This is a genomic window from Mycobacteriales bacterium (assembly GCA_030697205.1).
GTDB lineage: Bacteria > Actinomycetota > Actinomycetes > Mycobacteriales > SCTD01 > JAUYQP01.
Genome location: JAUYQP010000049.1, coordinates 183,829 through 200,305 on the forward strand (window position 1 = coordinate 183,829; position 16,477 = coordinate 200,305).

The 16,477-nt window shown below is 73.6% G+C and carries 13 protein-coding genes; 9 read left to right on the forward strand and 4 right to left on the reverse strand.

Features of this window, described 5'->3' with window-relative positions; all coding sequences use genetic code 11:
- The first annotated feature begins 28 nt into the window (after window positions 1-28).
- From Q8R60_16875 to Q8R60_16895, 5 genes are all read left to right on the forward strand, one after another.
- Window positions 29-1,582 carry a methyl-accepting chemotaxis protein gene (locus Q8R60_16875; protein MDP3714148.1) on the forward strand — a complete coding sequence of 518 codons (1,554 nt, stop codon included), beginning with the start codon at window positions 29-31 and terminating at the stop codon, window positions 1,580-1,582.
- Window positions 1,583-1,696: 114 nt separating this feature from the next.
- Window positions 1,697-3,979, forward strand: coding sequence for a hybrid sensor histidine kinase/response regulator (locus Q8R60_16880; protein ID MDP3714149.1), 2,283 nt, complete (start codon window positions 1,697-1,699; stop codon window positions 3,977-3,979).
- Window positions 3,979-4,968: a response regulator gene (locus Q8R60_16885; GenBank protein MDP3714150.1), complete on the forward strand. Its 990-nt coding sequence runs from the start codon at window positions 3,979-3,981 to the stop codon at window positions 4,966-4,968. The genes Q8R60_16880 and Q8R60_16885 overlap by 1 nt, the downstream gene beginning before the upstream one ends.
- A gap of 43 nt (window positions 4,969-5,011) precedes the next feature.
- A complete protein-coding gene (locus tag Q8R60_16890; GenBank protein MDP3714151.1) occupies window positions 5,012-6,754 on the forward strand; it encodes a VanW family protein in 1,743 nt (580 codons plus the stop codon).
- A gap of 308 nt (window positions 6,755-7,062) precedes the next feature.
- On the forward strand, window positions 7,063-7,947 hold the full coding sequence (locus Q8R60_16895; GenBank protein MDP3714152.1) for a hypothetical protein: 885 nt from the start codon (window positions 7,063-7,065) through the stop codon (window positions 7,945-7,947).
- A 188-nt stretch (window positions 7,948-8,135) separates the two neighbouring features.
- Here the strand turns inward: Q8R60_16895 and cysS are convergent, their stop codons facing one another.
- Window positions 8,136-9,539: a cysteine--tRNA ligase gene (gene cysS, locus Q8R60_16900; protein MDP3714153.1), complete on the reverse strand. Its 1,404-nt coding sequence runs from the start codon at window positions 9,537-9,539 to the stop codon at window positions 8,136-8,138.
- Between the two features lie 127 nt (window positions 9,540-9,666).
- Here cysS and Q8R60_16905 point away from each other — a divergent pair, with 127 nt between their 5' ends.
- Window positions 9,667-12,504, forward strand: coding sequence for a DUF4394 domain-containing protein (locus tag Q8R60_16905; GenBank protein ID MDP3714154.1), 2,838 nt, complete (start codon window positions 9,667-9,669; stop codon window positions 12,502-12,504).
- Between the two features lie 142 nt (window positions 12,505-12,646).
- Here Q8R60_16905 and Q8R60_16910 read toward each other — a convergent pair whose 3' ends face one another.
- The 3 genes from Q8R60_16910 to Q8R60_16920 all read right to left on the reverse strand — a co-directional run bounded on the left by Q8R60_16910 (window position 12,647) and on the right by Q8R60_16920 (window position 14,095).
- Entirely contained in the window at window positions 12,647-13,429 is a 783-nt protein-coding gene (locus tag Q8R60_16910) for a transglutaminase family protein (GenBank protein MDP3714155.1), read from the reverse strand.
- Window positions 13,430-13,474: 45 nt separating this feature from the next.
- Window positions 13,475-13,768 carry an isoamylase early set domain-containing protein gene (locus Q8R60_16915; GenBank protein MDP3714156.1) on the reverse strand — a complete coding sequence of 98 codons (294 nt, stop codon included), beginning with the start codon at window positions 13,766-13,768 and terminating at the stop codon, window positions 13,475-13,477.
- A 63-nt stretch (window positions 13,769-13,831) separates the two neighbouring features.
- Window positions 13,832-14,095, reverse strand: a complete 264-nt coding sequence (locus Q8R60_16920) for a hypothetical protein (GenBank protein ID MDP3714157.1) — start codon at window positions 14,093-14,095, stop codon at window positions 13,832-13,834.
- A gap of 46 nt (window positions 14,096-14,141) precedes the next feature.
- Between Q8R60_16920 and Q8R60_16925 the strand changes: the two genes are divergently transcribed.
- Genes Q8R60_16925 through Q8R60_16935 form a run of 3 tightly spaced genes read left to right on the forward strand, consistent with a single transcriptional unit; the run spans window position 14,142 to window position 16,356 of the window.
- Window positions 14,142-14,483 carry a ferredoxin family protein gene (locus Q8R60_16925; GenBank protein ID MDP3714158.1) on the forward strand — a complete coding sequence of 114 codons (342 nt, stop codon included), beginning with the start codon at window positions 14,142-14,144 and terminating at the stop codon, window positions 14,481-14,483.
- The gene (locus Q8R60_16930) at window positions 14,483-15,406 is read left to right on the forward strand and encodes a prephenate dehydratase domain-containing protein (protein ID MDP3714159.1); all 924 of its coding nucleotides are present in this window, start codon (window positions 14,483-14,485) and stop codon (window positions 15,404-15,406) included. The genes Q8R60_16925 and Q8R60_16930 overlap by 1 nt, the downstream gene beginning before the upstream one ends.
- Window positions 15,406-16,356, forward strand: coding sequence for a prephenate dehydrogenase/arogenate dehydrogenase family protein (locus Q8R60_16935; GenBank protein ID MDP3714160.1), 951 nt, complete (start codon window positions 15,406-15,408; stop codon window positions 16,354-16,356). Before Q8R60_16930 ends, Q8R60_16935 begins: the two co-directional genes overlap by 1 nt.
- Window positions 16,357-16,477: the final 121 nt, after the last annotated feature.

Genomic DNA, 16,477 nt, shown 5'->3' on the forward strand with positions numbered 1-16,477 from the left:
ACCAGCAGGACCAGTAGGAGGAAGACCCGTGGACTTCTCGATCCGGCTCGCCAAGGCGGCAGCCGTCATGACGTGGCTGCACATGCTCGTCACGCTCGCGGCGGTGCTGACGTCGTCGCAGCTCGGCGCGCCCAACGGCATCGTCATCCAGTACACGGCGATCTACCTGTGGCTCATCTTCGGAGTCGCGGTCACCGTCTTCCTGACGGTCATGCCGTCGCTGGCGATGAAGTCCCACTTCGTGCTGACGAACATCACCGCTTTCCGGGTGCTGCTGCTCGTCTCCGACACCATCTGGGCCACCGCGACGGTGGCGCTGACCGGTGGCATCGACGGTCCCTACTGGGTCTGCTACCTCGGCGTCGTGCTCTTCGCGGCGGTCTCGATGCCCGGCTGGCAGGCGGCGCTGTTCGGCTTCGCCGCCTCCGGCGGCCTCGTCGCCGCCTCTGCGATCGCGCACACCCTCGACCGGCAGTCGGCCGGTTCGCTCATCCTCGTCGGCGCGACCTTCCCGATCATCGCGTGGTTCAACTCCTCCCTGTCGGCCGCGGTGTGGAGCCTGCGGGCGAAGGCCAGCGATGAGCGCAAGGTCCTCGAGGCCAAGGTCGCGGAGCTCTCCGCGTCGCTCGAGCGGGCCGCCTCGGGTGACCTGTCTGCCACCGTCGACGTCGTCGACCACCGCCAGTTGGCCGGTCTCGGCGACGCCTTCAACAACACGCTCGGCAACCTGCGCAACCTCGTCACCCAGATCCGCTCGGGCGGCGAGCAGATCGGCGCCTCCGCCGGCGAGCTGCTGGCGACCGCCGAGGAGCACGCCGCCTCCGCGACGCAGCAGTCCTCCGCTGTCTCGGAGACGACCTCGACGATCGAGGAGCTCGCCGCGACGGCCGCGCAGATCGCGGAGACCTCCGAGGCCGTGGCCCGCTACGCCGCCGAGACGCTGCGCTACGCCGAGCAGGGACGGGCGGCGGTCTCCGCCTCCGTCGAGTCGATGGACACCATCGCCGAACGCGTCGACGGCATCGCCTCCCGCGCGCTGTCGCTCGGGGAGAAGTCCCACGAGATCGGCCGGATCCTCGACGTCATCGACGACCTCGCCGACCAGACCAACCTGCTGGCCCTCAACGCCGCCATCGAGGCGGCCCGGGCCGGCGAGCACGGCCGCGGCTTCGCGGTCGTCGCCTCCGAGGTGCGCAAGCTCGCTGAGCGCTCTCAGGAGTCGGCCGGCCAGATCCAGGCCATCGTCGGGGAGATCCAGGCCGAGACCAACTCCACCATCATCGCGTCGGAGGAGGGGGCCAAGGAGGTCCGCGCCGGCACCCAGCTCGCCCGCGGCGTCGTCGACGCCCTCGAGCGCATCAGCGGCATGGTCGACGAGACCACCACCGCCGCGAAGGAGATCTCGATCGCCACCCAGCAGCAGCGCAGCGCTTCCGACCAGGTCGTCGCCGCGATGACGCAGGTGTCCGACGTGTCCCGGCAGTACGCCGTGGGGTCGCGCCAGGCCGCCGCCGCGGCCGCCCAGCTCAACGTCCTGGCTGCCGAGCTGCGGTCCTCGATCGCGCAGTTCCACACCGGCTGACCCGACCGACCCGCGAGCCCCGACGCCCGCCGCGCCCACGAGGCCGGCGGGCGTCGTCGTACCTCGGGGGCGTTGTCGCTACAGGCGGGGGTGCTTCGCGCCGAACTCCAGAGCATGCCGGCCTGGGGAGACGATCCCGAGCTGCTCGCGACCTTCCGCGCGGAGGTCGAGGAGCGGCTCGCTTCGCTGCAGTCGGGGCTGCTCGTGCTCGAGGGCGCCGGCAACCCCCGGCAAGCCGTCGCCGGGCTGTTCCGCGACGCCCACACGGTCAAGGGCTCGGCCCGGATGCTCGGCCTCGAGGGCGTGCTGCACGTCGCGCACAACATGGAGGACCTGCTCGGCCTCGTGCGCGACGGACGGCTGACCGCCCGCCGCGACCTCGTCGACCTGCTGCTCGCGGCCTGCGACGGGATCGCGCAGGCGCTCCCCGGTGACGACGCCGTCGACGACTCCGCCCTCCAACCGCTCGTCGACGCCCTGCGGGCCGCCGTCGAGGGCCAGGACCCGGTGACCGTGCCGCGCCTCACCGGTGCCCAGCCGGGCCCGGCGCAGGCCTCTCCCGCGCCCGCTGCTCCCGTCACGGTCGCTCCTGTCGAGGTCGCGCCATCCGCCCCCGTCGTGCCCCCCCAGCCGCAGCCCGAGCCGGCCGTCCGCTCCACCGCATCGGACTCGGTGCGGGTCGGCGCCTCGAAGGTCTACGACCTGCTCGACGCTGTCGGCGAGGCCGACCTGGGCGCGCGGCGGGTCGAGCAGACCACGGGCCAGCTGCTTGCGCTCGCGGCCGAGCAGGCCCGCTGGATCGCGACCCTGCGCCAGGCCACGTCCCGGCACGCCGGTGGGCTGCCGCCCGAGGTCGAGCTGGCGCTGCACCGACTCACCGGCACCGGCGAGGAGGTCACGGCGACCGCGCGCGGCCTGCGCGAGCTCGTCGAGGGCCACCGCGGCGGCATGGCGCTGGTCCGTGACGGCGCGATGGGCCTGGCGATGGTGCCGGTCCGTCGCGTGCTCGCTGCGCTGCCGCGCATCGTCCGCGATGTCGCCGTCACCACCGGCAAAGACGTCCGCCTCGAGACCCACGGCGAGGACGTCGAGCTCGACAAGCAGGTGCTCGACGGCGTCGCCGACGCTCTCAAGCACCTCGTCATCAACGCGGTCGACCACGGCTGCGAGAGCCCCGAGGTGCGTCGCGCCCTGGGCAAGCCCGAGCAGGCCGTCGTCACCGTCAGCGCCCGATCCGTGGGCGGCACCGTCGTCATCGAGGTGTCCGACGACGGCGCGGGTGTCGACGAGCAGGCCGTGCGCGACAAGGCCGTCGCCGTCGGACTGCTCCCCGCCGACTCGCCGTTGGCCGGCTCGCAGCTGCTCTCCCTGCTGTTCACCCCCGCCTTCTCCACGGCCTCCGCGGTCACGGAGACCAGCGGCCGCGGCGTCGGTCTCGACGTCGTCCGCGATGCGGTCGAGGAGCTCGGTGGCAGCGTCGAGGTGCGCAGCGAGCGCGGCAGCGGCACCGCCTTCGTGCTGACGCTCCCGGTCACCCTCGGTGTCCTGCGCTGCCTCGTCGCGCGGGTCGGTGACGAGCGCTACGCCGTCCCGGTCCCGGGTGTCGTCGAGTCGCTGTCGCTGCGCGACGCGGAGGTCCACGTCCTCGCGGGCGCCACCGTCGTCGTCCGCCACGGCGTGTCCGTCCCGCTGCTCGACCTCGGCTCCGCCCTCGGTCTCCCGCGCGGTGGCGAGGCCCCCCGGGCCGCTCTCGTCGTGCGCCACGCCGGTGGGGCCGGGGGTCAGATCGCCTGGGCCGTCGACCGGCTCGAGGGCGAGTCGGAGCTGGTGGTGAAGGACCTCGGCTCCTACCTCGGTCGGGTCCCCTTCGTCGCGGGCGCCACCATCGACGGCGACGGCAGCGTGGTCTGCCTGCTGGACCTGCGCGAGCTCGCCGACCGCGCCGTCGGGACCACGGCCGCCCTGAGCGCGTCACCGGCCGCCCCGAAGGCCGTCCCCGCCACCAAGGCGCACGTCGCCGGCCAGCGGCGCCCACGCGTCCTCGTCGTCGAGGACTCCGTGGGTGTCCGCGAGCTCGAGCGGGTCATCCTCGAGGGTGCCGGCTACCAGGTCGAGACCGCCGTCGACGGCCTCGACGGCGCCTCGCGGCTGCGCGACGACCCCGCCGACCTGGTGCTGTCCGACGTGGAGATGCCGGGCATGGACGGCTTCGCCCTCACCCGCACGATCCGGCGCACCAAGGGCTGGGAGAACGTCCCGGTCATCATCATGACCAGCCGTGGAGAGGACCACGCACGGCAGGCCGGGCTCGAGGCCGGCTGCTCTGCGTACCTTCTCAAGAACGAGTTCGACCAGGAGCAGCTGGTCTCGACGGTGCGAAGGCTGGTGGGCAGGTAGTGGCTCGGATCGTGATCGCGGACGACAGCCCCACTCTGCGCCGGATCGTCAGCAGCGTGCTGACGAAGGAGGGCCACGAGGTCATCCAGGCCGAGGACGGCATCGGTGCGGTGCAGGCGGTCTTCGCCCACCAACCCGACGCGGTCGTGCTCGACGTGCAGATGCCGCGGGTGTCCGGCTTCATCGCCGCACGGTTGCTCAAGGACGACTGGATGACCGCGGACACGCCGGTGGTCATGCTCACCTCCCTCGACGCAGCCTCCGACCGCTACTGGGCGGGGCAGGCAGGCGTCGACCGCTACCTCACCAAGGACTTCGAGGCGCCCGAGCTCGCCGGCACCATCGACGAGGTGCTCATGGCGGCGACGGCGTCGCGCGGTGGGCGCCCGGCACTCAAGGCCGACCCGCTCGAGCTCAGCGAGGAGGACGTGCTCTCGCGGGTCTGCGACCTGCTCGACCGCAAGCTCTTCGAGTCCTCCGTCGCGCAGTCCGTCACCGCCATCGCCGCGACCGCGTCCGGCCTCGAGGCCTCGGTCGCCTCGCTGCTCGGCGTCCTGCAGCGCTTCGTCGGCTACGACCTCGCCGCGGTGCTGCTCGGTGCGGAGCGCCAGGCCTACGTCGCGGTCGGTGGACCGACGGCCCAGCAGCACTACGAGGAGTTCATGAGCGCCTCCGCCGAGAGCGTCTCGTCGTACGGCGGTGAAGAGCTGTCCGTCGCCGCCCTCTCGACCCGGGTCGCCCAGGCCGGCGGCGCCCTCGTCGACGACCCGGACGACCTGCCGGGCGGTGCCGAGGGGGCCCGCATGGCGACGTTCGTGTCGATGCCGCTGCGCGGTCACGGTGGTGCCGTCGTCGGTGTCCTCGCGCTCTCGAGCGCCGTGAAGAACGCCTTCGGTGAGACCGCGTTGTCGACGCTCAAGCTCATCGAGGGCCCGGCCGCGATCGTCATCGACAACGCCCGTCTCGCGGGAGCGCGCGCCGGGGCCTGAGCGCCCCTCGCGAACGTCCGACGCGCCGCCTACTGTGGAGCGGGTGCCGAACCGCCTGCTCCTGATCGCTGCCGGTGCCCTCGGCGGCACCGTTGTCCTCGGCGGGACCGCGCTCGCCCTCACCGGCAGCGATGTCCCGCGCGGCGTGGTCGTCGCTGGCGTCGACGTCGGTGGCGTGTCCGCCGCCGAGGCGCGCGGTCGGCTCGGCGCCGTGCTGCCCCGCACCACCGCGCCGGTCAGGGTCGTCGTGGACGGCGAGGAGCGCACGATCGACCCGGTCGCGGCTGGGCTCTCGGTCGACCTCGACGCGACCGTCGACGCCCTCACCGACACCAGTCCGCTCGACGGGCTGCGTGGCCTGTTCGGGGCCCGCCGCGAGGTCGAGCTGCGCACCGACGCCGACGACGCCACGCTCGCGGCCGCGGTCGCGGCGCTGAAGAAGGCCGTCGACCGACCGGCCCGCGAGGGCGCGGTCCGCTTCCAGGGCGCGACGCCGGTCGCGGTCCTGCCGCTCACCGGCCGGGTCCTCGACGCCGAGGCGACCGCGTCGGAGCTGCGCGACGAGTGGGTCACCGGCGAGCCGGTCGAGGCCGCGGTCGAGGTCACGCCGGTGAAGAGCACGGCCGAGGGGGTGCAGGCCGCGCTGACCAGCTTCGCGCGGCCCGCCGTCGCCGCACCCGTCACGGTCGACGTCGAGGGCAAGCCGCTCGTGGTGCGACCGGCCGACATCGCGAAGGCCTTCTCGCTCGAGGCCGACAGCGAGGGCAACATCGCGCCCACTCTCAAGGGCGACGTGCTGCTGAAGGCGCTCGACGACCGGCTCGCCGCCGTGGAGCAGGAGCCGCTCGACGCCACCTTCGACGTCTCGAGCGGGACCCCCGTCGTGGTGCCCGGCAAGGACGGCAAGACCGTCGGCGCGGACGCGCTCGAGGCTGCCCTCAGCACGGTGCTGCGGTCGGCCGCCCCCCGGCGTACCTCCCTGGCCCTGGTCGTGACCCCGCCCCGGGTCACGACGGCGCTCGCGAAGACCCTCGGGGTGAAGGAGAAGGTCGGCGAGTTCACGACCTTCCACCCCTGCTGCCGGCCGAGGGTCACCAACATCCACCGCATCGCCGACATCGTCGACGGCCACGTCGTGCTGCCGGGCGAGACCTACTCCCTCAACGGTGACGTGGGGGAGCGCGACCGCGCGCGCGGCTTCGTCGAGGCGCCGCAGATCCTCGAGGGGCAGTTCGTCGACCGGGTCGGCGGCGGGGTCTCGCAGTTCGCGACGACGCTCTACAACGCGACCTTCTTCGCCGGCATGCAGGACGTCGAGCACAAGCCCCACAGCTACTTCATCTCGCGCTACCCCGCCGGTCGCGAGGCCACCGTGTCGTTCCCCGCGCCGGACCTGAGGTGGAAGAACGACAGCCCGCACGGCGCGGTGATCATCACGCGCTACACCGAGCGCTCCATCACCGTCGAGCTGTGGGGGACCAAGAGGTACGACGAGATCGTGTCCGTCTCGTCGCCGCGCACCCGGATGCGCACCTTCGGCACGCAGTACGTCCAGCGGGCCGACTGCACCGCCGCCTCCGGCGCCAACGGCTTCGACATCACGATCACGCGGATCTTCAAGAAGGGCGGCGTGGAGGTCAAGCGCGACAGCGCCAAGCACCGCTACCTGCCCGAGCCGCGCTTCATCTGCGGCCCGCCCCCGCGCCGCGCCGCGCCCGCTCCGTCTGGATCCCCGTCCCCGTCCGCGTCCCCGAAGCCCGCACCGTCCGCGTCCCCCACCGCCTGACCCTGCGCCCGCTTCGCCCGCCCCCGCCGCCCGCGCCCGCCCCGCCCGCCCGCTGTCTCGGGTCAGGGTGGTCGCTCTGGTGACCCCGATCCACCGAGACGCCACGGCACGCGCCCGCTCAGTGCTGTCTCGGGTCAGGGTGGTCGCTCTGGTGACCCCGATCCACCGAGACGATGCCCGGTGACTGTCCACAGATCTCGCACGACGGGCCCGCAAGGCGGTCGAGGCGGCCACTGTGTCGAGTCATGACGACGGCACCTGAGCCAGTCCAGCCCACGTGGCGCGATCTGCTCGTCCAGCAAGACGGCGTGATCAGCCGTGCCCAGGCTCTGCGCAGTGGCATGACCGCCGCCGGGTGGAAGTGGCAGTTCACGAGCAAGCGGTGGCAGCACGTCCTGCCCGGTGTGGCCGTGGCGCACCGCGGAGTGCCCAGTGATCGCGAGCGTGCGTGGGCGGCGGTGCTGGCCGCTGACGAGCACGCCGCCCTGACGGGTGACGCCGCCCTGATCGAGCTCGGCATGACGCTGCCCCGTCCCGCCGTGATCCACGTGGCGACGCCGGGTCGCATCAAGACGCCGCCGAAGTCAGGCGCCGATCACCTCGACCCGCCGCTCGTCGTCGTCCCCCACCGCGTCGTCCGGCTCGTCGACCTGAAGCACCCCGTGAAGTCACCCCCGCTCCTGCGCGCACCTGCGGCCGTCCTGCACTCGGCAGCGTGGGCAGTCAGCGACCGAGCCGCGGAGTGGCGGGTCGCCGCGGCCGTCCAGCAGCGACTCGTCACGGTTGCCTCCGTACGCTCCGCGGCCCAGGTGCTCCATCACGTGCCGCGCCGCGCGTTGACGCTGGAGGTCCTGGAGGACGTGGACCTGGGCGCGACAGCGCGCAGTGAGCTCGACTTCCTGGGGCTGCTCCGTGAGCTCGGCCTGCCGCTGCCCGATCGGCTTCAGCGCCCCGTGCGCACGAGCACGGGAAAGCGCTACCTGGACGCCTGGTGGGAGCGGTGGCGGCTCGCCGTCGAGATCGACGGTGCGCAGCACATGGACGTGCGCGGATGGGACGCCGACACCCTGCGGGCCAACTCCATCCTGGTCGAGCACCTCTCCGACCGGGCGTTGCTGATGCGGTTCACGACAGGAAACCTGCGCCACGACCGCTCGCTGGTCGGACAGCAGCTGACCTCCGTCATGCGCTGAGGCTGCGGAGGTCAGTCGCGTCTCGGTCGATCGGGGTCACCAGAGCGACCACTCTCGCCCGAGACAGCGCTGGGCGGGTGGGCGCGGTGGCGTCTCGGTCGATCGGGGTCACCAGAGCGACCACTCTCGCCCGAGACACCGGCTGCGCGGGCGGGGGGCGGGCGGGGGCGCAGGCGGTGGGGGCCGGGCTAGGTGAGGGACCAGTCCTGGCCGGCGGGGGTGTCAGTGACCGCGACGCCGAGGGCTGCGAGCTCGTCGCGCAGCCGGTCGGAACCGGCCCAGTCCTTGGCGGCGCGCGCGGCCGCGCGCGCGTCGAGCAGCTCCTGCGCGCCCGCGGGCAGCACGGCCTGCTCCACCGGCTGGCCGACGAGGCGGGTGAGGTCGAGGCCGAGCAGCCCGTCGGCCCACGCGAACAGCTCGAACAGCGAGCCGGCCGGCAGGTCCGACTTCGCCGCCCGGCGCAGCGCGACGACGGCCCGCGGCGTGTCGAGGTCGTCGTCGAAGGCGTCGAGCACCTCGAGGCGAACCTCGGCGCACATCGGCTTCGACGGCTCCTCGGCCCACGCGGCGACCTGCCGCCGCCACGCCGTCAGCTGCCGGTCAGCCGCCTCGAGGCCCTCCCAGGACAGGTTGGCCTGCTGGCGGTAGCGGGTCTGCAGGAAGGCCAGTCGCAGCGCGAGCGGGTCGAGCCCGCGCTCGGCGAGGTCCGAGACGAGCACGACGTTGCCGGTCGACTTCGCCATCTTGCGGCCCTCGAAGAGCAGGTGCTCGCCGTGGACCCAGCGGGTGACGACCTCGTGGCCGACCGCGGCGTCGGACTGGGCGCGCTCGTCCTCGTGGTGCGGGAAGCGCAGGTCGATGCCGCCGAGGTGCAGGTCGATGCGGTCACCGATGAGGTCCAGCGACATCGCCGAGCACTCGATGTGCCAGCCGGGGAAGCCGTGTCCCCACGGCGACGGCCAGGTCATCTCGCGGGCCTCGCCGGCGCGCTTCCACAGCGCCCAGTCGGCGTGGAAGCGCTTGCCCGTCGCGGTCGACTCGCCCGTCGCCCCATGACCGGCCCGCAGGTCGTCGAGGCGGTTCCCGGAGATCGCACCGTACGACGGGAAGGAGCGCGCGTCGTAGTAGACGGTGCCGTCGTCCCCGACGTACGCGTGGCCCTTGTCCACGAGCCGGGCGATCAGGTCGATCATGAGGCCGATGCACTCCGACGCCCGCGGGTAGGCGTCCGCGGGGCGCACCCCCAGGGCGGCGAGGTCGCGGTGGAACGCCTCCTCGTAGAAGCGCGCGACCGCGAAGGGGTCCTTGCCCTCGGCCTTCGCCTGCGCGAGCAGCTTGTCCTCGCCGTCGGCGTCGACGGCGGTGTCGTCCTGCAGGTGGCCGACGTCGGTGATGTTCTGCGCGAGGCGGACCCGCAGCCCGTGGGCCTGGGCGACGCGGCGGACGAGGTCGCCGAGCAGGAAGGTCCGCAGGTTGCCGACGTGGGCGTAGCGGTAGACCGTCGGCCCGCAGGCGTAGACGGTCAGCAGCCCCGGCGTCGCGGGGACGATCTCCTCGACCGCACGGGTCCTGGTGTCGGTGAGCCTCAGCACGCTCCCGAGAGTAGGCGGGTGAACCCACCTGCCCTGCTCTGCGTATGCAACACCGAGCAAGGTGCACGCCTCACCCACACCTGAAACAGGGGGTACGCCGGTGTCGTCCGGTGCCACACGTCGTCCGTTGTCCGTCCTGCTCGCCCTCGCGCTCGCCGGAGGAGGTGCGGTCGTCCTGGCCGCGCCGGCCGCCGCCGTGCCCACGGGCGGCTTCCTCGTGTACGGCCTGACGGCCACCGACCAGATCACCAGCTTCCGCACGGCCGCGCCCGCGACGCGCACCGCGCCCGTCGCGATCACCGGCCTCACCGCCGGCGACGACGTCGTGGGCATCGACATCCGCCCGGCCACCGGCCAGCTCTACGGCATCGTCAAGGGCTCCGCCGCCGACCGGGTCATCACGATCGACCCGGCCACGGGTGCGGCAACCGTCATCGGCGCCCCGATCTCCCCGCGGCTGTCCGGCACGAGCTTCGGCGTGGACTTCAACCCCGTCCCGGACCGCATCCGCGTCATCAGCGACGCCGACCAGAACCTCCGGCTCAACCCGGTCACGGGCGGCGCCTCGGCGGTCACGGCGCCGAGCACGACGGGCGACGGCACCCTGGCCTACGCGACCGGGGACGCCGGCACCGGCACCGACCCGGTCGCCACCGCGGCCGGGTACACCGACAGCGTCGCGGGCACCACCATGACGACGCTCTACGACATCGAGACCGCCCGCGACGTCCTCGTCACGCAGGCGCCGCCGAACAACGGCACCCTCAACACCGTCGGCACCGGTCTCGGCATCGGTGACGTCGTCGCCGCTGCCGGCTTCGACATCGCGGCCCCTGGCAACGAGGCCTTCGCGGCCCTGACCGTGGCCGGCACGACCAACCTCTACTCCGTCAACCTGACCACCGGTGCGGCGACCGTCGTCGCCGGCGGCCTCGGGACCGTCGACGACATCACCGTCGCGGTGCCGCGTGTCACCATCGCGGCGACCGGCCTCACCGAGGGCGGCAGCGCGACCGTCACGGTGACCCGCTCCGGCGACACCTCGACCGCGGCCACCGTGACCTACACGACCGGCAGCGGCTCGGCGACGTCCGACACCGACTTCGCCGCGACCTCCGGCACCCTGTCCTTCGCGGCCGGTGAGGGCGCCAAGACCTTCAGCGTCCCGCTCACGCAGGACAACCTGGTCGAGGGCGCGGAGACCTTCACCGTCACCCTCGGCACCTCGACCGCCGACCACGTCCTGTCCCCGGCCGTGAGCACCTTCACGATCACCGACGACGAGACCGGTCGGGCCTACGGCCTCACCACCGCCAACGAGATCACGACCTTCTCGGTCCAGGCTCCCGGCACGGCCACCCTGACCCGGGCGATCACCGGCCTCGCCGCCGGTGACGACGTCGTCGGCATCGACGTCCGCCCTGCGACCGGTGAGCTGTTCGGCATCGTCAAGGGCACGGCCTCGGACCGCATCGTCACCATCGACCCGGCCACGGGCACGGCGACGGTCGTCGGTGCTCCGATCAGCCCGCGACTGTCGGGCACGGCCTTCGGCGTGGACTTCAACCCGGTCCCCGACCGGATCCGCGTCGTCAGCGACGCCGACCAGAACCTTCGGCTCAACCCGGTGACGGGTGGCGCGTCCACCGTGACCGCGCCGAGCACGACCGGCGACGTCGACCTGCAGTACGCCGCGGGCGACGCCAACGCCGGTCAGAACCCGGGCGTCGTCGGTACCGGCTACACCAACAGCGTCGCGGGTGCCACGACCACCACGCTCTACGACCTCGACGCCACCGGTGACCGCCTCGTCACGCAGAACCCGCCCAACAACGGCACGCTCAACACCGTGGGTCCGCTCGGCGTCGACATCCAGAACGGCTCGGACCTCGACATCTCGCCCGCGGGCGGCACGGCCTTCGCCGCGCTGACCGTCGGCGGGGTCCCCGCGCTCTACCGCGTCAACCTCACCAGCGGTGCGGCGACCTCACTCGGCGCGCTCTCGCCCGCCACCACCGAGGACCTCGCGCTCGCCTCGCCCGGCCGCCTCGCGGTCTCTGCGGAGACCGCGACCGTCGCGGAGTCGGTGGGCACTGCCACCGTCACGGTGACGCGCAGCACGCCCAACGGCACCGTCACCGTGGACTACGCCACCGGCGGCGGCACCGCGACCGCGGGCAGCGACTACACCGCGACCAGCGGCACGCTGACCTTCGCCGACGGCGAGGCCAGCAAGACGATCTCGGTGCCCGTCACCAACGACACGGCCGACGAGCCGGCCGAGACCTTCGTCGTCACGCTGACCAACCCGACCGGTGGCGCGTCGCTCGGTGCGACCACGGCCCAGACCGTGACGATCACCGACGACGACGGGGCGATCACCTCGCTGACCCTCGCGACGGCCGGCCCGCGGGCGGCCCGCGGCGCCCCCGCCCGCATCTCCGGGACGCTGTCCGGACCGTCCGGTGGCCTCGGCGGCAAGACCGTCGAGCTCGTCGCGCGCCAGCAGTACACGACGCGCACCGCGGTCGTCCGCACCTACACGACGGCGGCCGACGGCAGCTTCGGCGGCGAGGTCGTCCCGACCGTCAACACCGTGCTGTTCGCCCGCTACGCCGGCAGCACCACCGACGACCTCGCGGGCTCGCAGTCGCCGCAGGTCCTCCAGGTGGTCCGCACCAGCATCAACGCCAAGGCGGCGCTCAACGAGCTCGACGGCCCGATCGCCACGGCCCGTATCTCCGGTGACACCGCGCCCGCCAAGCCGGGCTCGATCGTGCGTCTCCAGCGGGTCGTCAACGGCCAATTGCGCTCGTTCGACGCGGCCGCCCGGGTCGACAGCGCAGGCAAGTGGACGCTCACCCGTCGCCTGTCGCGCGGCACCTACGTGCTGCGCGTGACCATCGGCGCGACGCACAGCAACGCGGCCGGCACCTCCAACGAGGTCGTCGTCCGGGTCAGCTGACCCAGCCCGTCCCACCGGCCCGGTCCCTCGCTGGAGGAGCCGGGCCGGTGGCCTGTCACGGGCCCGCAGAGGGCGTACGCCGGAAGTGGGCGGGCGCCTCGGTAGAGCCGGGCCTGGGCCTCTGTCGAGCCGGGTGCGGGTTTCAGTTGAGCCGGGCGCGCGCCTGACGGGCGCGGCTGCGGCAGCGGTCGGCCGCCTCGGTGTCGACGGCCTCGACCAGGTCGGCGTGCTCCTCGAGCGCTGCCGCCCCGCCCAGGTGGTCACCGAGCCGGACGAGCAGCTCGCCCCGCTCGCGCCGCAGGTCGGCGTCGTGCCGCGGCAGCAGCAGGGTCAGCTCGACCGCCCAGAGCCGGGTGCGGGCGGCCTCCAGGGACGGCCCCTGCCGCTCGGTCAGCACCCGCACGTTGGTGAGGACGCGAGTCACGAGGTCCAGCGGGTCGATCGGTCGCAGCCCCGGCGCGGTGACCGTGGCGCCGCCCGCGAAGGCGTCCACGACGACGTGGTCGTCGTCGGGGTCACCGAGGCCGACGACGACGTGGCCGGGCAGCGCCGTGCACCACGCGGGCACGTCGAGGCGGGCGCAGACCTCCACCCACACCACCGACAGCAGCAGCGGCAGGCCACGGCGTCGGCGCAGCACCTCGGGCAACAGCGACGAGCGCAGGTCGGCGTAGTCCTCGGGTGAGCCGGCGAAGCCGAGCCGGTCGCCGAGCACCGCCTGCAGGCCCCGGGCGGCGACCTCCGGGCGGGCGAGCGGCGGGACGGCCTGTCGGCAGTGGGCGGCGAGCTCGTCGAGGGTCGCAAGGTGCTCGTCGACGTCGAGGTCGGCGTCGACCTCAGCCGCGACGAGCAGGCAGGCCAGCCCGAGGTCGACGCGGTCGGCGCGGACCACCTCGGCGAAGCGGCGCCGGCTCGCGCCGCTCACCGCCGCCCCGCCGGAACGCGCCCGGGTGCCGACCTGGGTGCGGTCTCAGGTGAGGACGATGCCGTCCGACGTCCCCTGGTCGTTGGGCTGCCAGTCGTCGGGTGCCTCGTCGTCGAACCAGTGCTCGCCGTCGAGGACGTAGCGGAACGGCAGCCGCTCACCGGGCGGCACCGTGACGGTCGCCCGCCGGTCGCCGTGGCGCAGTGACTTCTTCAGCGGTGTCGCGCCGGGTGTCCAGTCGTTGAAGGGGCCCGCGACCGACACCGCGCCGGGCGGGGCGTCGACGGGGAGCGAGAAGGTCACCTGCACCTGGCCCGAGCGGGAGCGTCGTGTGATCACGCCCCGAGCGTGCGCTGTCGACGTGTCCGTCGCGTTGCGGCGACATGACAGGACGGGGACCGGTCATGCGCGCGGTCGGCGCTCGGGGGCAGGCGGGACGCGCTTGGCCGCGACGACGTCGGCCTCGTCGACGGTGACCACCGTCCCGTCGCGGCGGACCACCTCGACGACCCCGTCGGACCAGCGCGTGACGACGCCGAGCACGTCGCCCAGACCGCCCTCGGGGAGCCGGCGCCGCAGCGAGACCCGCACGCCGACGGCCTCGACGCCGGCGCTGGGTCCGACGTCGACCGTGTAGCGCACCCCCGATGGCACGTTGCTGCTCACGACTGGGACACTAGGCGCAGCACCCGTACCGAGAGGAACCCCCGACGTGACCTACGTCATCGCCGAGCCCTGCGTCGACGTGAAGGACAAGGCCTGCATCGAGGAGTGCCCGGTCGACTGCATCTACGAAGGCAAGCGGTCGCTCTACATCCACCCCGACGAGTGCGTGGACTGCGGCGCCTGCGAGCCGGTCTGCCCGGTCGAGGCCATCTACTACGAGGACGACACCCCGGCGCAGTGGAAGGACTACTACCGCGCCAACGTCGACTTCTTCACCGAGACGACGACCATCGGCAGCCCCGGTGGCGCGTCGAAGGTCGGCCCGGTCGACCTCGACCACCCGGTCGTCATGGCGGTCCCGCTCGGCAAGAACACCGAAGGCGCCTAGTGGGCGGCCGCCCGAGGCTGCTCTACCTCGGGCCGCCCGGGTCCTTCACCCACGCAGGTACGACGGGGATCGAGGCCGACGCCGAGCCGGCCCGCGACGCTCGGGAGATCGTGTCGGCCGTCCTGTCGGGGACCGCCGACCTCGGCCTGCTGCCGCTGGAGAACAGCGTCGAGGGCGACGTCGCGCACACCCTCGACGAGCTGGTCTTCGGGTCGTCGTCGCTCTACCTGCGCCGTGAGGTCGTCGTGCCGGTGACCTTCGTGCTGGCGGCTCTTCCGGGCGCGTCGGAGTCCGCACTGACGCGGGTCGTGAGCCACCCGCACGCCGTGGCGCAGTGCCGTCGCGTCGTCGCGGAGCTCGGCCTCGACGTGGAGCTCACGACCTCGACGTCGCAGGCGTGCGCCGACGTGGCGGCCCGCGGGGACGCTGGGACCGCCGCGCTGGCGAGCCAGGTGGCGGTCGACCTGCACGGCCTGGTCGCCCTGCGCACCGCCGTCGAGGACGTGCCCGGTGCGGCGACCCGGATGGCGCTCATCGGGCGCGAGCTGGCGGCGCCCAGTGGCCGCGACGTGACCCTCGCCGTCCTGACCCCCGACACCAACCGCACCGGGATCCTCGCCGACGCGCTGCGCTGCTTCGCCGACCGCGGTGTGGCGCTGTCGCGCATCTCGTCAAGACCGCTCAAGGCCCAGCTCGGCACCTACGTCTTCGTCGTCGCCGCGGCGGGTCACGTCGCTGACGAGGTCGTGTCCGAGGCGTTCGAGGCCGTCGCCCGCCTCGGCGTGCTCGTCAAGGTCCTCGGCAGCTGCCCGGAGACCGCACCCGTCGAGCTGCTCGGGACCGACGACACCCAGCCGCCCGGCTCGGTCGACGGCGACGGCTGGTCGGCGTGGCGTGCCACCGCACTCGCAGGAGCCCGCTGATGCGCGTCACCGTCCTCGGCCTCGGCCTCGTCGGCGGGTCGGTGGCCCAGGCGCTCACCGGCCACCAGGTGCTCGGCTGGGACCCGTCCCCGGAGGCCGTCGCGGCCGCGTCGGCCTGGGGTCTGCCGGTCGCCGCCGACCTGGGCAGCGCCCTCGACGGCGCCGACCTCGTCGTGCTCGCCGCCCCGGTCGGGGCCAACGACGACCTGCTCGCCGAGGTCCTCGGTCGTCGCCCCGACGTGCTGGTCACTGATGTCGGCAGCGTCAAGGTCCCGCTCGTCCAGCGGTGGCAGGCTCTGGGCTCGCGCGGTCGGCTGGTGCCCGGTCACCCCATGGCGGGCTCGGAGTCCTCCGGCTTCGCGGCCGCCGACCCCGCGCTGCTCGTCGGTGCCCGCTGGGTGCTCTCGCCCGGCCCGTGGTGCACCCAGCAGGACTGGCTCGCCGTCGCCGAGCTCGTCCTGTCGACGGGCGCTGTCGTCGTACCGGCCCATCCTGTCGCCCACGACGAGGCCGTCGCGCTGGCCAGCCACGCGCCCCACGTGCTCGCGGCCGTGCTCGGCGCGACGACCGCCGGGTCGAGCCTCGCGCAGGCCCTCGCGGCCGGGTCGTTCCGCGACCTCACCCGGGTCAGCGCCGCGCCGCCCGGGCGCACCGGGGAGTTCCTCTTCGCCAACCGCCAGCCGCTCGCGGAGGTGCTGCACCGCGTAGCCGACGAGCTGCGCGCGGTCGCCGAGGAGCTCGAGGAGATGGACCGCTCCGCGCTGATGTCGCTGCTCACCGAGGGCCACGCCGCGCGGGCCGCCTGGGAGACCTCGCGCACCCCCGCGCTCGAGACGCAGGTGCCGCTCGGCGACGAGGGGTGGGCCGAGGAGCTGCACGCCCTCGCCGCGGCGGGCGGTGTCGTCACCGCTCTCACCGGCCACCTGCTGACCGTCGGCGTCCGGGCATGACCCCCAGCGCCCCCGCCACCTCCCCGAGATCATCAGGCGGTCTGCACGCGACTCGCCGACGGGTCGCGTGCACCGCCCCTGATGATCATGGTCGGGAGCAGCGGGGCGGGCGGCACGGGCG